The sequence below is a fragment of the Curtobacterium sp. Curtsp22 genome, from assembly GCF_059492135.1.
In genome coordinates, this window is the sequence record NZ_CP168519.1 from 87,527 (window position 1) to 104,971 (window position 17,445).

20 protein-coding genes and 1 riboswitch are annotated in these 17,445 nt (G+C 73.5%); of the genes, 10 read left to right on the top strand and 10 right to left on the bottom strand.

The genetic code is table 11. The features are described from left to right. Position 1: 1 nt before the first annotated feature. Positions 2 to 874: a patatin-like phospholipase family protein gene (locus tag ACEN8D_RS00415; RefSeq protein WP_309886790.1), complete on the bottom strand. Its 873-nt coding sequence runs from the start codon at positions 872 to 874 to the stop codon at positions 2 to 4. A 152-nt stretch (positions 875 to 1,026) separates the two neighbouring features. Next, positions 1,027 to 1,764: a trypsin-like serine protease gene (locus tag ACEN8D_RS00420; protein ID WP_309886791.1), complete on the bottom strand. Its 738-nt coding sequence runs from the start codon at positions 1,762 to 1,764 to the stop codon at positions 1,027 to 1,029. Between the two features lie 113 nt (positions 1,765 to 1,877). On the opposite strand from ACEN8D_RS00420, the gene ACEN8D_RS00425 reads away from it, so the two are divergent. Further along, entirely contained in the window at positions 1,878 to 2,705 is an 828-nt protein-coding gene (locus ACEN8D_RS00425) for a GAF domain-containing protein (RefSeq protein WP_309779237.1), read from the top strand. Between the two features lie 41 nt (positions 2,706 to 2,746). Further along, entirely contained in the window at positions 2,747 to 2,932 is a 186-nt protein-coding gene (locus ACEN8D_RS00430; RefSeq protein ID WP_022907754.1) for a hypothetical protein, read from the top strand. A gap of 66 nt (positions 2,933 to 2,998) precedes the next feature. On the opposite strand, the gene ACEN8D_RS00435 is transcribed toward ACEN8D_RS00430, so the two are convergent. After that, positions 2,999 to 4,027, bottom strand: a complete 1,029-nt coding sequence (locus ACEN8D_RS00435) for an NADPH:quinone reductase (protein ID WP_413400067.1) — start codon at positions 4,025 to 4,027, stop codon at positions 2,999 to 3,001. 44 nt (positions 4,028 to 4,071) lie between these two features. Continuing rightward, positions 4,072 to 4,440, bottom strand: a complete 369-nt coding sequence (locus ACEN8D_RS00440) for a winged helix-turn-helix transcriptional regulator (protein ID WP_309779240.1) — start codon at positions 4,438 to 4,440, stop codon at positions 4,072 to 4,074. A gap of 93 nt (positions 4,441 to 4,533) precedes the next feature. Here ACEN8D_RS00440 and ACEN8D_RS00445 point away from each other — a divergent pair, with 93 nt between their 5' ends. After that, entirely contained in the window at positions 4,534 to 5,181 is a 648-nt protein-coding gene (locus tag ACEN8D_RS00445) for an NAD(P)-dependent oxidoreductase (protein WP_309779241.1), read from the top strand. 383 nt (positions 5,182 to 5,564) lie between these two features. On the opposite strand, the gene ACEN8D_RS00450 is transcribed toward ACEN8D_RS00445, so the two are convergent. Further along, positions 5,565 to 6,890, bottom strand: coding sequence for an MFS transporter (locus ACEN8D_RS00450; RefSeq protein ID WP_083403507.1), 1,326 nt, complete (start codon positions 6,888 to 6,890; stop codon positions 5,565 to 5,567). A gap of 143 nt (positions 6,891 to 7,033) precedes the next feature. Between ACEN8D_RS00450 and ACEN8D_RS00455 the strand changes: the two genes are divergently transcribed. Further along, a complete protein-coding gene (locus tag ACEN8D_RS00455) occupies positions 7,034 to 7,891 on the top strand; it encodes a LysR substrate-binding domain-containing protein (protein WP_070418614.1) in 858 nt (285 codons plus the stop codon). Between the two features lie 125 nt (positions 7,892 to 8,016). On the opposite strand, the gene ACEN8D_RS00460 is transcribed toward ACEN8D_RS00455, so the two are convergent. Continuing rightward, on the bottom strand, positions 8,017 to 9,276 hold the full coding sequence (locus ACEN8D_RS00460; RefSeq protein WP_495601110.1) for a hypothetical protein: 1,260 nt from the start codon (positions 9,274 to 9,276) through the stop codon (positions 8,017 to 8,019). A gap of 98 nt (positions 9,277 to 9,374) precedes the next feature. On the opposite strand from ACEN8D_RS00460, the gene ACEN8D_RS00465 reads away from it, so the two are divergent. Further along, positions 9,375 to 10,343, top strand: a complete 969-nt coding sequence (locus ACEN8D_RS00465; RefSeq protein WP_413461937.1) for an aldo/keto reductase — start codon at positions 9,375 to 9,377, stop codon at positions 10,341 to 10,343. 194 nt (positions 10,344 to 10,537) lie between these two features. On the opposite strand, the gene ACEN8D_RS00470 is transcribed toward ACEN8D_RS00465, so the two are convergent. Beyond that, a complete protein-coding gene (locus ACEN8D_RS00470; protein ID WP_413400002.1) occupies positions 10,538 to 11,185 on the bottom strand; it encodes an NADPH-dependent F420 reductase in 648 nt (215 codons plus the stop codon). 80 nt (positions 11,186 to 11,265) lie between these two features. On the opposite strand from ACEN8D_RS00470, the gene ACEN8D_RS00475 reads away from it, so the two are divergent. The 4 genes from ACEN8D_RS00475 to ACEN8D_RS00490 all read left to right on the top strand — a co-directional run bounded on the left by ACEN8D_RS00475 (position 11,266) and on the right by ACEN8D_RS00490 (position 13,108). Then, positions 11,266 to 11,562, top strand: a complete 297-nt coding sequence (locus ACEN8D_RS00475; protein ID WP_070418618.1) for a GNAT family N-acetyltransferase — start codon at positions 11,266 to 11,268, stop codon at positions 11,560 to 11,562. 22 nt (positions 11,563 to 11,584) lie between these two features. Further along, positions 11,585 to 12,046 carry a VOC family protein gene (locus tag ACEN8D_RS00480; RefSeq protein ID WP_070418619.1) on the top strand — a complete coding sequence of 154 codons (462 nt, stop codon included), beginning with the start codon at positions 11,585 to 11,587 and terminating at the stop codon, positions 12,044 to 12,046. Between the two features lie 85 nt (positions 12,047 to 12,131). Then, positions 12,132 to 12,602 (top strand): MarR family winged helix-turn-helix transcriptional regulator, encoded by a 471-nt coding sequence (locus ACEN8D_RS00485; RefSeq protein ID WP_070418620.1) that lies wholly within the window; start codon positions 12,132 to 12,134, stop codon positions 12,600 to 12,602. Beyond that, a complete protein-coding gene (locus tag ACEN8D_RS00490) occupies positions 12,599 to 13,108 on the top strand; it encodes a metallophosphoesterase family protein (protein ID WP_070418621.1) in 510 nt (169 codons plus the stop codon). Before ACEN8D_RS00485 ends, ACEN8D_RS00490 begins: the two co-directional genes overlap by 4 nt. Positions 13,109 to 13,346: 238 nt before the next feature. Here the strand turns inward: ACEN8D_RS00490 and thiD are convergent, their stop codons facing one another. The 3 genes from thiD to thiM form a co-directional block, all read right to left on the bottom strand. Beyond that, positions 13,347 to 14,828, bottom strand: a complete 1,482-nt coding sequence (gene thiD, locus ACEN8D_RS00495) for a bifunctional hydroxymethylpyrimidine kinase/phosphomethylpyrimidine kinase (RefSeq protein ID WP_495601111.1) — start codon at positions 14,826 to 14,828, stop codon at positions 13,347 to 13,349. Then, positions 14,825 to 15,547, bottom strand: coding sequence for a thiamine phosphate synthase (gene thiE, locus ACEN8D_RS00500; protein WP_495601112.1), 723 nt, complete (start codon positions 15,545 to 15,547; stop codon positions 14,825 to 14,827). Before thiE ends, thiD begins: the two co-directional genes overlap by 4 nt. After that, positions 15,544 to 16,392 carry a hydroxyethylthiazole kinase gene (gene thiM / locus ACEN8D_RS00505; RefSeq protein ID WP_413400183.1) on the bottom strand — a complete coding sequence of 283 codons (849 nt, stop codon included), beginning with the start codon at positions 16,390 to 16,392 and terminating at the stop codon, positions 15,544 to 15,546. The genes thiE and thiM overlap by 4 nt, the downstream gene beginning before the upstream one ends. Beyond that, a riboswitch (TPP riboswitch) is annotated at positions 16,381 to 16,476 on the bottom strand. Its footprint overlaps the gene before it by 12 nt. A gap of 67 nt (positions 16,477 to 16,543) precedes the next feature. On the opposite strand from thiM, the gene ACEN8D_RS00510 reads away from it, so the two are divergent. Further along, a complete protein-coding gene (locus ACEN8D_RS00510) occupies positions 16,544 to 17,434 on the top strand; it encodes an NUDIX domain-containing protein (RefSeq protein ID WP_413461548.1) in 891 nt (296 codons plus the stop codon). Positions 17,435 to 17,445: the final 11 nt, after the last annotated feature.

The window sequence follows — 17,445 nt, forward strand, 5'->3', positions numbered from 1 at the left end:
CTCACGCCCAGAACGCGGCGATGCCCTCGGCCACGGCAGCGCCCTGCGTCCGTCCGGCATCGGCGGCGGGTGCCTGAGTCGACAGCGAGAGCGAGTTCGTGCCGAACGCCTGCTGCGAGGTGCTGTCCGCGACGACGACCTCGACCGAGCTGCCGGCAGCCCGGAGCCCCTCGACCGCGACGTCGAGCCACGGCCCGAGCGGCGACGGACCCTCGGGACCGCACGCGATCACGAGGACGCGTTCGTACCCGGCGGCGACGTCGGCGTTCGTGGCGGAGCGCATGCCCCCGTCGACGTAGGGACGGCCTTCGATCCCGACCGGTGACCAGACGAGCGGCACCGAGCAGCTCGCGGCGACGGCGCGGGGGAGCGGCACGGCGTCGGCCGCGGTGAGCACGCGGAAGGTGCCGTCGGTCGCGTCGATCGCGGTGAGGGCGAGCGGCTTCGCCGGCCACTCCGTCGACGGGAGGGTCTCGGCGAAGGTGGCCGTGCGCTCGTCGTCGGTCTGCCCGTCGGTGGTGCGCTGGGCGAGGAGGCCCAGTCGGGCGCGGGCGTCCTGGTCGGACGAGGCTCCCTCGAGCACGGCGCCGATGCGCTGCTGGAAGTCCTCGCCGTCGATGGGGACGGGTTCCTCGTAGGTCGTCGGGACGGCTGCGTGCTGCTGGTCGTACGCCTGCTGCACCGCGCCGTACCGGACGAAGGTGCCGACGACGCTGCCGGCGCTGGACCCGACGACGAGGTCCGCGGCGTCGAGGTCCACCCCGGCGTCCTGCAGGGCGGACAGCACCCCGAGTTCCCAGGCGATGCCGGCGACGCCACCACCGCCGAGGACGAGTGCTCTGGTTCCGGGCGCAGGCGTGGAGACGTCGGTCATGCGTCCTGCTTACCAGGTGCAGACGACGCGCAGGGGCACGCAACGCGACCTGTGGAGAGCGACCGGGCGCGGCATGGGTCGTGCGCACGGGAGGACGGGAGGCGCGGTGCGGGCCCGCACCGCGCCTCCCATCCCGTGGTGGGTGCGCTGGGTCAGACGCCCGCGGTCGAGCGGATCCAGCTGGCGGACTGGGTGAGGACGGCGTAGTTCGAGCCGGCGTGGGTGTTCGCGCCGGGGTCGGCCACGTCGCCGGTCGAGCAGACGCCGACGACCTTGCCGTTCACGACGAGCGCGCCGCCGGAGTCGCCGTGGTTGGAGGCGCCGGTCACACCCGTGACGTGCTGCGCGCGTCCGCCGTACGCGTCCGTCGAGCTGCCGGTGAGGTTCACGGTCGCCTGGTAGAGCCCGGTCGTCGGCACGCTGTTCGCACGGTTGCCGTAGCCGAGGATCGTGCCGGTGCCGGAGCTCTTCGTGGTGTACGCGAGGTCGAGCTGGGCGTACGAGGAGAGGGTCTTCGGCGTGCTGAGGTGCACGAGCGCGATGTCCCCGGACGGCGCGGAGTAGAGCCGGTCCGCCGCGGTCGCCGCGCCCCGGTTCGTCGTGCTGTTCGAGTGGTAGACGTTCATCGCCGTGGTGCCGTCGACGCAGTGCTCGGCGGTGAGCACCCACGAGGCGTTGAGCTGTTCGCCGGTGCACCCGTACGTGCCGGTGCCGCCCTGCTGGAAGACGAGCTGCACCTCCCACGGGGTGCTCGGTGCCTGCTCGCCGCCGATGACCTGCGGTGAGACGGTGGCGGCGCTCGCCGCGGTCGCGCCGAGGCCACCGCCGAGCAGGGTCATGGCCGCGGCTGCTGCGAGGGCGAGGCCTCTGAGGTTCGTTCGCTGCTTCATGGCCCGATCGTGCTCGCCCCCTGTTCGGGGGTCAAGTCCGCGTTGCAGGGGACAACAATGTCACCCTGTGGACAACTCCGTCAGCGTCGGTGGGGTGTCCTAGCGTCGTCGACATGACAGGGGACCAGGCCACGACGGGTCGTGGGCGACGCCGGGCCGGAGCGGTCGTGTGGCCGATCGTGGTCGCGACTGCGCCGACCGCTGCCTTCCAGCTGCCGAACCTCGTCGTGGCTCCAGGGGTGAAGGTCTCGCTCGTCGTGTTCGGGCTGGTCGTGCTCGCTGCCGCGGTGGTCGTGCAGGTCGTCCGCGCCCGACGGGCCGAGGCGTCGGTCACGGCTGCGGCGGCGGTGGCGCGGTCGACCGAGCTCGAGCAGGGGACGGCCGTCCGGTACGCGTTCGGGCAGCTCGCCACGCGGCTCGCCCGGTTCGCCGAGCTGCATCGGCGGGACCGCCGGCAGGAGTTGCCGGCGTTCGCGGACCGGGTCGCCGTGGCGCTCGCGTTCTACCTGCTCCCCGGCGTGCCCGACGTCCGTGCGAACGTCTACCAGCTGTCGGAGGACCTGCGGGGCCTCGAACCGATCGGGCACGGGGGTGCGGAGGACACCGCCGGCGTGTTCCGGGCGGGGACCCCGTACGGCGACCGGAACCTCGACTGGGTGTTGGTCGGCGGCGGTCCGCGGGTGGTCGGCGACCGTGCCACCGACGTCGACGCCGACGAGGACCTGCCGGGGTTCGAACCCCGCTACCGCTCGTACGTCTCGGTCGTGATCCGGTCGGAGGAGTACTCGTTCGGCATGCTCACCGTGGACTCGCCGGCGCCGGACGCGTTCACCGACCTCGACGCCAAGTATGTCGCGCTGATGGCCTCGTTCATGGCCATCGCGTTCTCGCTCGCGACCCCGTTCCCGGACCGCGACCGCAACCGCAGGAAAGGCCCGTGATGCGCACACGATTTGTCGGACGCTCGACGTACCATCCCCACATGACCATCGTGACCCCCGAACCGAAGCCCTTCGGTCGGTCCCGGGTGTACACCCCGAACTGGACCGACGACACGACCGACGCCGACTACGAAGACCTCGAGGTCATCGCCGCCAACATCGAGCGGGAGCGGGTCGCTGCCCGCCGCCGTTTCGAGGCACGCCTCGCCGCTGCGCTCGCCCGCTGAACCAGCCCCGCGGCGCCGACGACCGGAGCGCTGCGTCCACCCGACCCGGGCGGACGCAGCGCTTCGTCACTCCGCGCTGACGTCGATCAGCACCTTGCCGACGGTGTCCTGCTCGACGGCGTCGTGCGCTGCCGCGGTGTCCTCCAGGGCGAACCGCACGAGCGGCAGGCCCGCGTCCTCGCCGACGGGGAGCACGCCGTCGCGCAGCGCCGCGGTGACGTCCTCGGCCGCTGCCGCGAGGGCTTCGTCGCCGATCGTGTACAGCAGCAGGAACTGGTAGCGGGCGTTGACGCTCATGTTCGGGCGGATCGGCAGGGTGGCCTCGTCGCCCCCGTTGTTCGCGTAGATCGACACGACGCCGTGGTTCGCCAGGACCTCGGCGACGAGCCCGGCGTTCTGCGGGATCGAGACCTCGACGACGATGTCCACACCGTCGGGGGCGATCTCGCGGATCCGCGCGCCGGCGTCCTCGTCGCGGTAGTTCACCGTGTGGTGCGCCCCGGCGGCGGTGGCGAGCGCGGCCTTCGCGTCCGAGCTGATGGTGGTGAGCACGGTCGCGCCGGCCCAGCGTGCGAGCTGGATCGCCGCGTGTCCGACGGCTCCTGCACCGCCGGCGACGAGCACCGTCTTGCCGTCGAGGGCACCCGGAGCGAGCCGGTCCGGACCGTGCTCGTGCGTCGTGAGGGCACGGTGCGCGGTCATCGCCGGGACCCCGAGTGAGGCACCGACGTCGAAGCTCGTGCCCTCCGGCAGCGGGACGGCACGGGCAGCGGGCACGACGGTGTACTCCTGGGCGGTGCCGGTCGGGCGACTCGCAGCCGCCATGTACAGCCAGACGTGGTCGCCGACGGACAGTCCGTCGACACCCTCGCCGACCGCGTCCACGACTCCGGCGCCGTCCTGGTTCGGCGTAATCTCGGGGAACGGCAAGCCGTCGCCGTACGTGCCGCCGGCGCGGGCCTTCCAGTCGGTCGGGTTGACACCAGAGACGACGACACGGACACGCACCTCGCCGGGACCGGGATCCGGGAGCGGACGCTCCTCGAGGGTCAGGACGGACGAGTCACCGGGCTTCGAGTAGACGACTGATCGCATGTCCCCAGGCAACCACGGCGGTCGCGTGGGGATTCCGGGTGCGCTCAGCGAGGCCGGGTGTCGTACTGCTCGCGGGAGACCGCGACGTCGTCCATGTGTGAGGTCGCCCAGTCCTCGAGCGGCTTCAGCACCTCGCGCAGCGACCGGCCGCGATCGGTCAGCTCGTACTCGACGTGCGGCGGGATCTTGGGGAAGACCGTGCGGGTGACGAGTCCGTCGCGCTCGAGCGCCCGGAGCGTCTGCGTGAGCATCTTCTGCGAGACGCCCTGCACGCGGGTGGCGATCGCCGAGTAGCGTGCCGGACCGTCGGCGAGGGTGCCGATCGTCAGGACGCTCCACCGGTCGCCGATGCGGTCGAGCAGCTGTCGCGAGGGACACTCGGCGGCGTAGGGGCTGTACTCGAGTGCTGACACGACGACCTCCGTTACGCACCGTGAGGTGCCTACTTACTCAAAGAGAGTAACGCTTGTACGGTGAGTGTCAACGTTCCACGAAAGGACTGCTCCATGACCAGCATCGTCGTCTTCGGTGGCACCGGCTACGCCGGCTCCGCCATCACCCGCGAGGCCCTCTCCCGCGGCATCGCCGTCACCGCCGTCGCCCGTGACACCTCGAAGCTCGAGCCGGCCGAGGGGCTCACCCTCGCGCAGGGTGACGCCTTCGACACCGACTTCGTCGCCGAGGTCACGAAGGGCGCCGACGTCATCGTCGTCGCACTCCACGCCGTGCAGGCCGACGGCAGTGAGCTCAAGGACAAGTTCCAGCCGTTCGTCGACGCCGCCGCTGCAGCCGGTGCGCGCCTCGGCATCGTCGGGGGTGCCGGTTCACTGCTCGTCGCCGAGGGAGGCCCGGCGCTGTACGACACGGCTGAGTTCCCCGACGCGTTCAAGGGCGAGGCGAAGAGCCACGGCCAGGTCCTCGAGGCCCTCCGCGCGTCGGACACCGAGGTCGACTGGTTCTACGTGAGCCCGGCCGCTGCCTTCGGTGGCTACAACCCCGGCGAGCGTCGTGGCACCTACCGCACCACCGACGACGTCCTGCTCACCGACGCCGACGGCAACTCGGACATCTCCGGCGAGGACTTCGCGATCGCCTTCGTCGACGAGATCGCTTCGCCGGCACACCACCAGGCGCGCTTCGGGGTCGCGTACTAGGCGGTTCGGTTCGCTTCCGCACAACCAAAGTCACCCGGAACCGCGCCGCCGCGCGGTTCCGGGTGACTGTGCTTGTGCGGCGCGCGGCGCCACGCGGCGGCGCGGGGGCGGTGTGCGTGCGGGCGCGCAGCGCGCGTTCGGTGCGGAACCACGAAACCGACATGGAACCAGGCGGCCCGCCTGGTTCCACGTCGGTTTCGTGGTTCGACGCCACGCGGCGGCGCGAAGGCGCGGCGGCGGTGCGGCGGGGGCGCGGCGGCAGCGCGCGGGCGGGGCGACGCGCCCGCGCAGCCGACGGCAGCAGCGAGCGCGCGCGCCCAGCGCGACCACGCGTCGGACGGGAGGCGCGGCGCCCGCCCGCACCGCGCCTCCCGTCCGACGCGTCAGCGGTGCCCGACGATCGACGGCACCGGCATGTGGTGCCGCATCCGCACCGCCAGGTGAAGCCCGCCGCGGCGGGCGAGCACCAGCCCGACGACGGCCGCTGCCGCGGCCGGCACGCCTCCGGCGACGACCATCCCGACGTGGGCACCGAAGTGGTCGACCACCTGGCCCATGAGGGGGCCGCCGATCGCCTGCCCTCCGAGCAGCACGAGGACGTAGAGCGACATCACCCGGCCTCGGATCGCGACGTTCGAGGACAGCTGCACGAGCGAGTTCGACGCGGTCTGGAAGAGCAGCTGCGACATCCCGACGGCGACGAGCGCGACGGTGAACGGCGCGATGACCGGGATCGAGCCGGAGACCACGAGCAGGATCCCCGTCCAGAACACCCCGCCGACGATGGTGCGGAGCCGGACGGTGGCGCGTCGCGTCGAGAGCAGTGCGCCGGCCAGGGCGCCGATCGCGACCGCGGAGTTGAACACGCCGTAGCCACCAGCGCCGACGTCGTACACCTCGGACGCGAACGCCGACAGCAGCACCGGCATCGTGAGCGCGAACACCGAGAAGAACGCCACGAGGATGACCGGCACGATGATGGTCGGCTTCCGGACGGCGTAGCGGAGGCCCTCGACGAGCTGCCCCTTCCCGCGTGGTGCCGGGGGTGTGCGGTGGAGCTCCGACACCTTCAGGAACCCGAGCGTCACCACCACGGCGACGCAGGCGATCGCGTTGACGCCGAACGACCAGCCGGCGCCGACCGCGACGAGGAGCGCTCCGGAGAGGGCCGGGCCGATCATGCCGCCGAGCTGGAAGACCGACGAGTTCACGCTGATGGCGTTGCGCAGGTGCTCGTGGCCGACGATCTCGGTGACGAACACCTGGCGCGCGGGGTTGTCGATGACGGTGACCATGCCGACGACGAACGCGATCGCCCAGATGTGCCACGCCTGCACCACCCCGGACAGCGTCAGGACGGCGAGCAGGGCCGACAACACGGCGAACGAGCCCTGCGTGATCATCATCAGGGCGCGCTTGGAGAACCGGTCGACGAGCACTCCGCCGAGGAGCCCGAACAGCAGCATCGGCGCGAACTGGCACGCGACCGTGATGCCGACCTGCGCGACCGACCCGGTGAGCTGCAGGACGAGCCAGTCCTGCGCGATGCGCTGCATCCAGCCGGCGGTCATCGCGACGAGGTTCGTGGCGGTGAAGAGCCGGAAGTTCGGCACCGACAGGGCGATGAGGGTGTGGCGCCACGGCGGCCTGGTGGCCTGGATCGGCAGCGGTTCGGTGGGCGGGGGGAGGGTCGTCGATGACGCACTCACGAGTGGGGGTCTCCGGAGGTCGAGGTGGAGCAGGCGGGACTGTACCCACTCGAAACTAACTGCGCACGGCCCATTCGATACCCCTATGGTGGCTATCACTCCATTGCGAAGTCGAATGGGGTCGTCACGACGAAGGGTGTCCGGTGCTGGATCCGGTTCTGCTGCAGACGTTCCTCGCGGTCGCCGAGACCGGGAGCTTCACCCAGGCCGGCGCCCGGCTCGGCATCAGCCAGCCCACGGTGTCGCAGCACGTGCGGCGGCTCGAGACGGCCGTCTCCCGGACCCTCGTCGCGCGGGACACCCGGGGCGTGGCGCTCACCGACAACGGGGACGCGATGGCCGGGTTCGCGCGGACGATCCTCGCGGCGCACGCCACCGCCGACGCGTACTTCTCAGGAGCGGCAACCCGCGGGCGGCTCCGGTTCGGGGCGGCGGACGACCTCGCGATCACGCAGCTGCCCCGGATCCTGCGAGACTTCCGACGGCTGCACCCGCAGGTGAACCTCGAGCTGACGGTGAACCAGTCGTCACCACTGCTCCGCCGGGTGCACGCGGGGCAGCTCGACCTCGTGTTCATCAAGCAGACCGCGGGGGAGTCCGCCGAGGGCACCCGCGTCGCGACCGACCAGATGGTCTGGATGGCGCAGGACGGCATCGCGCTGGAGCCGGGGGAGCCCGTGCCGCTCATCGCGTACCAGGCGCCGAGCATCAGTCGACAGATGGCGATCGACGCCCTCGAGTCCGCCGGTCGCACGTGGCGGATCACCTGCAACACGCGCGACGTGAACGGGGTGCTCGCGGCCGTCCGGGCGGGGATCGGGGTCGCGGTGTTCCCGCACTCGCTCATCCCGGCGGACCTCGTGAAGGTGTCGCAGCGGTTGGCGTTGCCGGACCTCCCGGCGGTCGACTACGTGCTCATCGCGAACCCGACGGTGCAGCGGGAACCGATCGACGCCCTGACGAACGCGATCCTGTCGCGCGGAGTGGTCCGCGCGGTGTGAGGGGCGGCCGTGGTCGTTTCGTGAGCAGGAATGGTCGGGTCGGTGGCGCGCACCCGACCATTTCTGCTCACGAAGTGCGCGGGGGCGCGGGGGCGCGGGGCGCGGGGCGCGCGCAGTGCGGCGCGCTACGGCGCGAGCGTCGGGACCGTCCCCGTCCCGGTGAGGTCCGGCAGGGTCACGCCGACGAGCGGCAGCACCGCCGCGGCCACGGCCCACAGCAGCACGAGCACCCCGACCCCGCCGAGCACGGCACCGAGAAGCGCGAGCGGCCGCTGCCACGTCGCCTCGGGCCGCCGCAGCGTCACGATCGAGAGCAGGAGCGCGAGCACGCTGAGCACCAGCCCGACACCGTGCACCGTCGCGGGGGCGGTGAACCACCACGCGCCGAGTCCGAGCGTGGCGAGTCCGGCGAGGGCGCCGAGGACGGCCCCGGGAGTCGTCCCCACCCGCTGCGTCGTCCCGGCTGCCTGGAGGCGCGGCCCGCCCCCGCCACGCACCGTCGCGGCAGCCGGGGTGGTCGCGTCCACCGCCGGGGGCGCGTCGGTCGCGGTCCTCGCGGTCGGCTTCCTCGTGCGCGACGGCCGGGCGGGCCTCGCGGCCTTCGTGGCCTTCGTGCCCTTCGAGGGCTTCGTGCCCTTCGGCGTTCGTGGGCTCGTCGACCGGCCGCGTCCCGTGTCCGAGCCGCGGGTCGGCAGGTCGATCAGGGGGAGTGCTTCGGTCGGCGGCAGTGCATCCGCACGGGGAGCCGGTGTCGATCCCGGGCCCCCGGGCGCTGGCGGAGCGATGACGGCGTCGAAGGCCGGCGCCGCAGCCGGCGCGGCGGTCGCCGGAGCCGCGACGGCCGGAGCGGCGGGGCGCTGGTGAGCGAACCGGGCGGGGGTGCGGTACCCGATCGGTCCCGACGGAGCCGGTTCCGACCCCTCGACGACGACGTGCTCGAGGCCCGGCACGGAGAACCGGGGCTGACCGACGACGGGGACGCTGGGGCCCGCCGGGACGGCCGGCGCGGCGGGAGCGGGTGCGGCCCCAGGCGTGACGGCCGCGGCACCGACGGCACCGACGGCGTCGATCGGCGAGACCGGGGCGGGGCCGACCGAGGCCGTGTCGAACGGGACCGTGTGCACCGCGGGCGAGGTCGGGGCCGGGGGCAGGAGGTGCTCCTCCGGCGGGAAGTCGGGCACCACGATGTCGTCGTCGACGAGTGCCGGTGTGGCGGGCGGTGCGGGGAGCGTGCTGCCGGGGCCGGCCGTCTCCGGAGCGGGGGCGGGTGCGACGGGGGCGCGTCGCGCCTCCAGGCCGTCTGCCGCGCCCTCGGGGGGAGCCGTGACCCAGTCGGGGACGGCGCGACGCGGCCGGTCCTCGTCCGGCATGCGATGCGATGCCACTGCGGTGCTCCCTCCGTAGGCTGATCCATCGTCAGTTCTAACGGCAACCCGTGCGGCTGGCGCAGCCCCAGTTCCGGGGTCGCCGGTACGGTCGGGGCATGACCGGAATCGAACACCGTCCACTCGGGCCGTCGGGGCTCGTCGTCTCCACCGTCGGCATCGGCTGCAACAACTTCGGCCGACCCGGCACGCTGACCGAGACGCAGGAGGGCACGGACGCCGTCGTCCACGCGGCCCTCGACGCCGGCATCACCCTGTTCGACACCGCGGACGTCTACGGCGGCCGGCGCGGGCTGTCCGAGGAGCTCCTCGGCAGGTCCATCGCGGGACGTCGCGACGAGATCGTCCTCGCCACGAAGTTCGGCATGGACATGCAGGGGGTGAACGGGCCGGACTGGGGCGTGCGGGGCTCCCGGCGGTACGTGCGGCTGGCGGTCGAGTCGTCGCTCAAGCGCCTCGGGACGGACTGGATCGACCTCTACCAGATGCACGGCCCGGACGACGTGACCTCGATCGAGGAGACGCTGTCCGTGCTCGACGACCTCGTCCGCGAGGGCAAGATCCGCTACATCGGCCACTCGAACTTCGCGGGCTGGCAGATCGCCGAGGCCGAGCTCACCGCCTCCATCGCCGGCACCACGGCGTTCGTGTCCGCGCAGAACGAGTACAGCCCGCTCGCCCGGGGCGTCGAGGACGAGGTGCTGCCGGCCGTCCGGGCGTACGCGCTCGGGTTCCTGCCGTACTTCCCGCTCTACAACGGCCTGCTGACGGGCAAGTACACGAAGGCCGGCGGCCCCTCGGACGGGCGGCTCACCACGGCGAAGCCGCAGCTGCTGCAGGACGCGCCGTGGGAGATCCTCGAGGAGTTCCAGCGGTTCTGCGACGAGCGCGGCGTCACGATGCTGCAGGCGACCTTCGCGTGGTTGCTGGCGCAGCCCGGGCTGTCGAGCGTCATCGCGGGAGCGACGAAGCCGGAGCAGATCCGGCAGAACGCCGAGGCCGGGACGGCGTGGGAGCCGTCCGAGGACGACCTCGCCGAGATGACGCTGGTCTTCGACGGCGCCTGAGCCGGCGGCGCGCCGGCGCGCCGCCGACGCCGAGTCTCGGCTCGGCGGACAGTTTCGTGGCCGACCGGCCGCGGAACTGTCCGTGGGGCCGAGTCTCGCCTCGCAGCTGCGGGCGGGCGGGCGGGCGGGCGGGTGCGGGACGGGAGGCGCGGTGCCAGGCCGACCCGCGCCTCCCGTCCCGCAGGGGTCGCGACCTACATGTCGCGGTACCGCTCCGCGGACGCGAGCGCCTCGCGCAGCTCCGCCGCGGTCAGCCGCGGGCCGTACCCGGGGGTGTCGCGCTGGATGCGCCAGCCCTCGGCGAGGGGCCCGGCGTCCACGACGTCGAACCCGAACTGGTCGATGAGGTCCGACACGACCCGCTTGGCGTCGGCGTCGTCCCCGGCCACCACGAGCGCACGACGGTCCGGGGTGCCCGCGGCGGAGGCGTGGCCGGTGAGGTCCGCGGCGCCGATGTGGTTGAACGCCTTCACGACCCGGGCGCCGCGGAGGTAGTCCTGCAGGAGCTCCGCGGTCGTGGTGCTCTCGGAGTCGAGCGCCTCGATGTGGCCGTCGCGCTGCGGGTAGTAGTTGTTCGTGTCGATCACGACCTTGCCCTCGAGGGGGCCGACCGGGATGGTCTCGATCGCGGCGAGCGGGGTCGTGACGACGACGATCTCGCCAGCGGCGGCCGCCTCGTCGCGGGTCGCGGCACGGGCGCCCTCGCCGAGCTCCGCGACCAGGTCCGCCAGGGTCTCGGGGCCGCGGGAGTTCGCGATCACCACCTCGTGTCCGTTCCGCACCGCCAGCCGTGCGAGCTGGGATCCGATGTTGCCTGCGCCGATGATGCCGATTGTCGTCATGGTGTCCGAGCAACGCCCGACCCCGACCCGCCCATTCCCGGACGCGTCCCGCGCCCGCGCCGAGGGTGCATGATGGCGGCATGGACCACGAGTTCCGCGACGAAGCCGACCAGGACCGCTACGCGATGTACGTCGGCGGCGAACTCGTGAGCGTCCTCGACTACCGCGAGAACGGCGACGCGATCGCGTTCCCGCACACGTACACGGTGCCGAAGCACCGCGGGCACGGGTACGCCGCCGAACTCGTCGACTTCGCGGTCGCCGACGTCGAGGCGAACTCCACCCGGCGCATCGTCCCGATGTGCTGGTTCGTCGGCAAGTGGTTCGACGAACACCCCGAGAAGGCAGACCTGCTCAGCCGTGGCGCTGCGGACTGAGCCGAACCGGAAGGCCCCGCCCATGCCGACGATCACCCCGTTCCTCTGGTACGACGACCAGGCCGAGCAGGCGGCGGAGCACTACGTGTCGCTCTTCCCCGACAGCAGCATCGACAGCGTGAGCAAGACCCCGGACGGGCAGACCCTCGTCGTCGAGTTCACGCTCCTCGGCAAGCCCTATCGTGCGATGAACGGCGGTCCGGGGCACGAGCACACCGACGCGGTCTCGTTCCAGGTGGACGTCGACGACCAGGAGGAGCTCGACCGTATCTGGGACGCCCTGCTCGCCGACGGTGGCCGTCCGAGCCGGTGCGGGTGGCTCTTCGACCGCTGGGGTGTGGCGTGGCAGGTCACCCCGTCGATGATGGGCGACCTGATGACCGGCTCGGGCGACCCCGAGGCCAACGCCCGCGTCTTCGAGGCCATGATGCAGATGGTCAAGCTGGACATCCCCGCCCTGCGGGCCGCCGCGGCGGGTCACTGAGCCGGCGCGATCCGTACCCGCCGGTATGGTGGCGGGACCGAACACCGCCGGCAGGTCCCGGCGCAGACAGGCTGGAGTCCGTCCGATGAGCGAACCGAGGCCCGATGTCCGCAACAGCGACATCGGACGCGCGTACACGGAACTCGCCCGCATCACCCGCCGCGCGAGCATCCGGGCACGCGGCTCGGAGGCGATCCTCAGCGTCGTCGACCAGTCCCTCGTCGACTTCGTCGTCCAGCACGAGGGCTGCATGGCGATCGACATCGCCCGGTACCTGCGGCTGAACCGCTCCACGATCTCGCGGCAGCTGTCCGGGCTGCTGGCGGCCGGGCTCATCCGGACGGTCGACGGCGGGACCGGCAACGCCAAGCCCCTCGTGGCCACCGATGCCGGCCGTGCCGCACTCGAACGCTCCGTGCAGCTGCACCGCGACGCGCTCGACGAACGGCTCGCGAGCTGGTCGGACGACGACATCGCGCTCCTCGCCGGGCTCCTCGAACGGCTCGGCGCCGCGGACGAGGCGGGGCTGCCGATGCCCGGACGCACGACGCCGTGACGACCTCGTTCGTCCTGCTCTCGGACACCCACCTGCCGAAGCGGGCGAAGGACCTGCCCGCCGGGCTCTGGGCGGACATTGACGCCGCGGACCTCGTGGTGCACGCCGGTGACTGGGTGGACCTCGCGACGCTCGACGCCGTCCAGGCCCGGTCGGCGCGGTTCGAGGGCGTCCGCGGCAACAACGACGGCCCCGAGTTCGACGACCGCCTGCCGCTCGAGGCGCGCTTCGCCGTCGAGGACCTGCGCGTCGCCCTGGTGCACGAGACCGGTGCCGCGACGGGCCGTGAGCGTCGCATGACGGCCGCGTACCCGGACGTCGACGTGCTCGTCTTCGGCCACTCGCACATCCCGTGGGACACGGTCGCGCCGTCGGGGCTGCGGCTGCTCAACCCGGGTTCGCCGACGGACCGGCGCCGCCAGCCGGACCACACGTGGATGCGCGGTGCGGTCGACGGCCGCGACCTGTCGGTCGAGCTGGTGCGGCTGCCTCCCGCCACCCGCTGACGGCCTGGAGGCGCGGGTCGGCCCCGCACCGCGCCTCCCGTCCGCGACGCCCCGCGTCCCTGGCCGCGCCGCTGCCCGCCCCGCCCGACGCGTCCGCGCGGCCCGCCCGACGCGTCCGCGCGCCGCGCCCGACCCGTCGGCCCGTCCGCGCGCCTCGCCCGCCCCCGCCCGCGAAAGCGAGAGGGTGCCGTCGAATCGTGACGGCACCCGGTCGCTTCCGCGCCAGGGACCGCGGCGCTCAGCGGGAGCGTGTCGTTCCGGCGGCACACTCCGGGTCCGCCACCGCGGTCGGCATCCGGAAGAACGCGAGCTCCCACGCCGTCGACGCGCGGAACGCGCGCGTCATCGCGCCGCGCTCGGCCGGCGTCGCCGCCGCGGCGAGCCGCTCGACCCGGGCGGTCGCGTCCGCGGAGGCCTCGGCGAACCCCGGGTCGCCGTACGCGCCGATCCAGTCCGCGAACGGGTGGTCCGACCCGACCGTGCCGATCTGCGTCCCGACCCACGCGTACACGCGGAAGCACGGCAGCACCGCCGCGGCGAGGACCCCGACGGACCCGGAGTCGGCGGCGGCGTGCAGGTGGGCGAGGTAGCCGACGCAGACGGGGTGGACGGGGTCCTCGGCGTGCGTGCCGGCGAGGCGTCGGTGGTGCAGGTCGCGGGCCTCGTCGGCGCAGCCCTGGGCCGATGCCTGCCAGAACGCGGCCTCGGCCCCGGTCGTCCACGAGCCGAGCAGCGCCAGGTGCCGCTCGTACGCGCGGAGGTAGTGGACGTCCTGCGCCAGGTACGCGGCGAACACCTCGGGGTCGAGCGTCCCGGCGCGCATCCCGGCGAGGAAGTCGCACGCGATCGTCTCGTGCAGGACCTCGGCGACGTCGTCCCACCAGCGGTCGGTCCACCTCGGCTCCGGCCGCTCCGCACGCACGAGCGCGCCGTGGTCGACCGGACCGTTCCCGGTGCCGACGTGCAGGGCGTCGGCGCCGCGGAGGGCCGCGGTCAGCCAGCGCTTCGCCGTGCCGACGGCCAGTTCCCAGTCGCCGTCGCGGGCCGCGAGGGTCGCGATCGCACTCGACAGCGAGCACCCGGTGCCGTGCGTGTTCGTGGTCCGGACGCGTGGCGCGCTGAACGTCCGGAGCACCCCGTCGGGCCCGACGAGCACGTCGTCCGAGGTGTCGCCGTCGTCGTGGCCGCCCTTCGCGAGCACGAGCACGTCCCAGGTGCGGGCGATGGCGAGCGCCTGGTCCTCCGCGCTGTCCGGGGCCCGTCCGTGCAGGGTGGCCAGCTCGGCGAGCACCGCGAGTTCCGCCCGGTTCGGCGTCACGAGGTCGGCGAGCCCGAGCAGCGTCGTCATCGCCCGTGAGGCGTCCTCGTCGAGCAACCGGTCCCCGCTCGTCGCGACCATCACGGGGTCGACCACCACGACGGGTGGGCGGTGCTCGCGGAGCCACTCGGTCACGACCCGCACGACCTCGGCGGTGCCGAGCATCCCGACCTTCACGGCGTCGACCACGACGTCGTCCGAGACCGCGTCGAGCTGTTCGCGCAGGAAGGCGACGTCCGGCACGTGCACCGAGCGCACCCCGTGCGTGTTCTGCGCGACGAGCGCGGTCACGACGCCCATGCCGTAGCCGTCGTGCGCCGCGATGGCCTTGAGGTCCGCCTGCATCCCCGCCCCACCCGTCGGGTCGGTCCCGGCGATGCTCAGGACGCGCGGGATGCTCATGCGTCCACCCCGTGGTGTTTCGCGTCTGACGGGAGGCGCGGGTCGCCCCCGGCACGTCGGCCGTCGGTACCGGACCAGGCCGCGACGAGTGCGGCGGCGGCGGACCCGGGGTCGGCAGCCGCGCAGATGCCCGACACGACCGCCACACCCGCGGCACCGGCTGCCCGGAGCGGCAGGACGTCGTCGAGCGTCACCCCGCCGATCGCCACGCACGGCACGTCCGTCGCGCGTGCGAGCCGGCCGAACCCGTCGTGGCCCAGGGCCGGCGGGTGGTCCGCCTTCGTCGCGGTCGGGTGCACCACGCCGACCCCGAGCAGGTCGACCGTGTCGCGGGGGAGTGCGGCGACGGCAGCGAGGTGCTCCGGGGTGTTCGCGGTCAGCCCGACGTGCGCGTCCGGTCCGAGCAGAGCGCGGGCAGCGGTGACGGGGACGTCGGATTGACCGAGGTGCACGCCCGCGACCCGGTGCCCGGCGTGCCGCGCGGCCAGGGCGACGTCCAACCGGTCGTCGACCACCACGGTCGCGCGGTCGCCCACGGCGTCGCCCACCGCGGCGGTCAGCGCCAGCAGGTCACGGGCCGAGGCGTCCTTGTCGCGCACCTGCACGATCCGCACCCCGCCGTGCACCGCGGCACGGACGACCCCGAGCACGCCGATGCCGTGCCGGTCCGACAGCGCCGGGTCGGTCACGAGGTACACGCCGAACCCACCGGCGCTCACGCCGACACCGCCGGGGACTCCACGGTGATGCGCGCCGTGCGCACGACCTCGTCCGGCGAGAGCGTCGCCAGCCGGTCGAGGAACAGCGGCTGGAACGTGCCCGGTCCGCCGGCCTCGCGCGCGGCGAGCTCGGCCGCGATCGTGTGCACCGCGGTCGCGGCGACGGCGGCCGCGCCTGGGTGCTCGGGGGAGACGGCGGTGAACGCGGCGACGACGGCACCGAGCGCGCACCCACCGCCGGTGATCCGCGTGAGCAGCGCCGTGCCGTTCGCGACCCGCACCACGCCGATGCCGGGCGCGACCAGCAGGTCGACCGGACCCGACACGGCCACCGCGGCCACGCGCCTGGCGGCCACTGCGTCGACCGCAGCGGCTCGCGCGTCGTCGGTGCCGACCGTGCTGTCGACGCCACGACCACCGGCCGAGGCACCGAGCACCGCGAGCACCTCTGAGGCGTTGCCCCGCAGCACCGTCGGACCGAGCGCCAGCAGGTTCCGGGCGAGGGCCGTCCGCACCGGCAGGGAGCCGACGGCGACCGGGTCGAGCACCCAGGGCGTGCCGGCGTCGACCGCCGCCGAGGCGGCTTCGAGCGACGCGGCCCGGGGTTCGGCGTGCGGCGTGCCGGTGTTCACCAGCAGGGCGTCGGCGACCCGGGCGAACGGCCCAGCCTCGGTGACGACGTCGACCATCGCGGCCGAGGCGCCGAGCGCGAGCAGCACGTTCGCGGTGACGTTCTGCACCACGGTGTTCGTGATGCAGTGCACCAGGGGACTCCGGGCGCGGACGGCCTCGAGGAGTTCGGCGGTCCGACGGGCCCAGTCGGGGGCGGGCGCAGCAGTGTGCATGGACGATCCCTTCGCGAGTACGAGCTCGAGCAGGTTCGACGGGTGTGATCTCAGCCGCTGGTTGCGGCACCCCGTGTCTCGACCGACACCGTACACGAGCGGCTCCGACGTCTCCGGTCACATGACGGGTCCCGTGTGACAGGGTTGACGGGTGCCAGACACCACGCATCCCGGGCCGCCTCCCGGCCCCCGCGATCCCGGCGACGCCTGGGCGGTCGGCCCCGACGGCACCAAGGCCTGGGGGCGGTTCGGCGCGGCCGGACTCCTCGTCGACGACGGCTCCGGGCGCGTGCTCCTGCAGCACCGCGTCGAGTGGAGCCACCACGGCGGCACCTGGGGGATCCCGGGCGGAGCCCGCCACCTCGGCGAGGACGCCGTGACCGGGGCGCTCCGGGAGTCGGCGGAGGAAGCCGGCGTACCCGAGGACGGCGTGGACCTCCGGCACACCGCCGTGCTGGACCTCGGGTTCTGGACGTACACGACGGTGGTGGGGCGCGCCTCCAGGGCCTTCGAACCGGTGATCGCGGACCGCGAGAGCCTCGAACTGGCCTGGGTGCCCGTCGGCGACGTCGAGGACCTGCCCCTGCACCCCGGGTTCGGGGCGTCGTGGCCGGCGCTGCGGGCACGGATCGAGACGACACCGCACGTCGTGGTGGACGCGGCGAACGTGGTCGGCAGTGTGCCGGACGGGTGGTGGAAGGACCGCGCGGGGGCTGCGTCGCGGCTGCTCGGGTCGGTGGGGGCGCTCGCCGCGGCGGGTGTGTCGGCCGAGGTGCTCGCGCTGCCGTTCGACCGGTGGTGGCCGCGGTGGACCGTGGTGCTCGAGGGTGCGGCGCGGGACGCCGTGGGCGCGGACGAGCCGGTGTCCGTCGTGCGCGCGCCGGGGCCGGGCGACGACGCGATCGTCGAGGCTGCCCGGGCCGCGGTGGACGCCGGGCACACGCCGGTCGTCGTGGTGACCGCCGACCGCGAGCTCCGGGCCCGTGTCGAGGAGCTCGGCGCCGCGGTGCACGGGCCGGGCTGGCTGCGCGACCAGTTCTGACCGCGCGGTTC

Bases quoted from the DNA above. Each gene is read 5' to 3' on its own strand.
- ACEN8D_RS00415 (WP_309886790.1), bottom strand. From the start codon at position 874: ATGACCGACGTCTCCACGCCTGCGCCCGGAACCAGAGCACTCGTCCTC.
- ACEN8D_RS00420 (WP_309886791.1), bottom strand. From the start codon at position 1,764: ATGAAGCAGCGAACGAACCTCAGAGGCCTCGCCCTCGCAGCAGCCGCG.
- ACEN8D_RS00425 (WP_309779237.1), top strand. From the start codon at position 1,878: ATGACAGGGGACCAGGCCACGACGGGTCGTGGGCGACGCCGGGCCGGA.
- ACEN8D_RS00430 (WP_022907754.1), top strand. From the start codon at position 2,747: ATGACCATCGTGACCCCCGAACCGAAGCCCTTCGGTCGGTCCCGGGTG.
- ACEN8D_RS00435 (WP_413400067.1), bottom strand. From the start codon at position 4,027: ATGCGATCAGTCGTCTACTCGAAGCCCGGTGACTCGTCCGTCCTGACC.
- ACEN8D_RS00445 (WP_309779241.1), top strand. From the start codon at position 4,534: ATGACCAGCATCGTCGTCTTCGGTGGCACCGGCTACGCCGGCTCCGCC.
- ACEN8D_RS00465 (WP_413461937.1), top strand. From the start codon at position 9,375: ATGACCGGAATCGAACACCGTCCACTCGGGCCGTCGGGGCTCGTCGTC.
- ACEN8D_RS00470 (WP_413400002.1), bottom strand. From the start codon at position 11,185: ATGACGACAATCGGCATCATCGGCGCAGGCAACATCGGATCCCAGCTC.
- ACEN8D_RS00475 (WP_070418618.1), top strand. From the start codon at position 11,266: ATGGACCACGAGTTCCGCGACGAAGCCGACCAGGACCGCTACGCGATG.
- ACEN8D_RS00480 (WP_070418619.1), top strand. From the start codon at position 11,585: ATGCCGACGATCACCCCGTTCCTCTGGTACGACGACCAGGCCGAGCAG.
- ACEN8D_RS00485 (WP_070418620.1), top strand. From the start codon at position 12,132: ATGAGCGAACCGAGGCCCGATGTCCGCAACAGCGACATCGGACGCGCG.
- thiD (WP_495601111.1), bottom strand. From the start codon at position 14,828: ATGAGCATCCCGCGCGTCCTGAGCATCGCCGGGACCGACCCGACGGGT.
- thiM (WP_413400183.1), bottom strand. From the start codon at position 16,392: ATGCACACTGCTGCGCCCGCCCCCGACTGGGCCCGTCGGACCGCCGAA.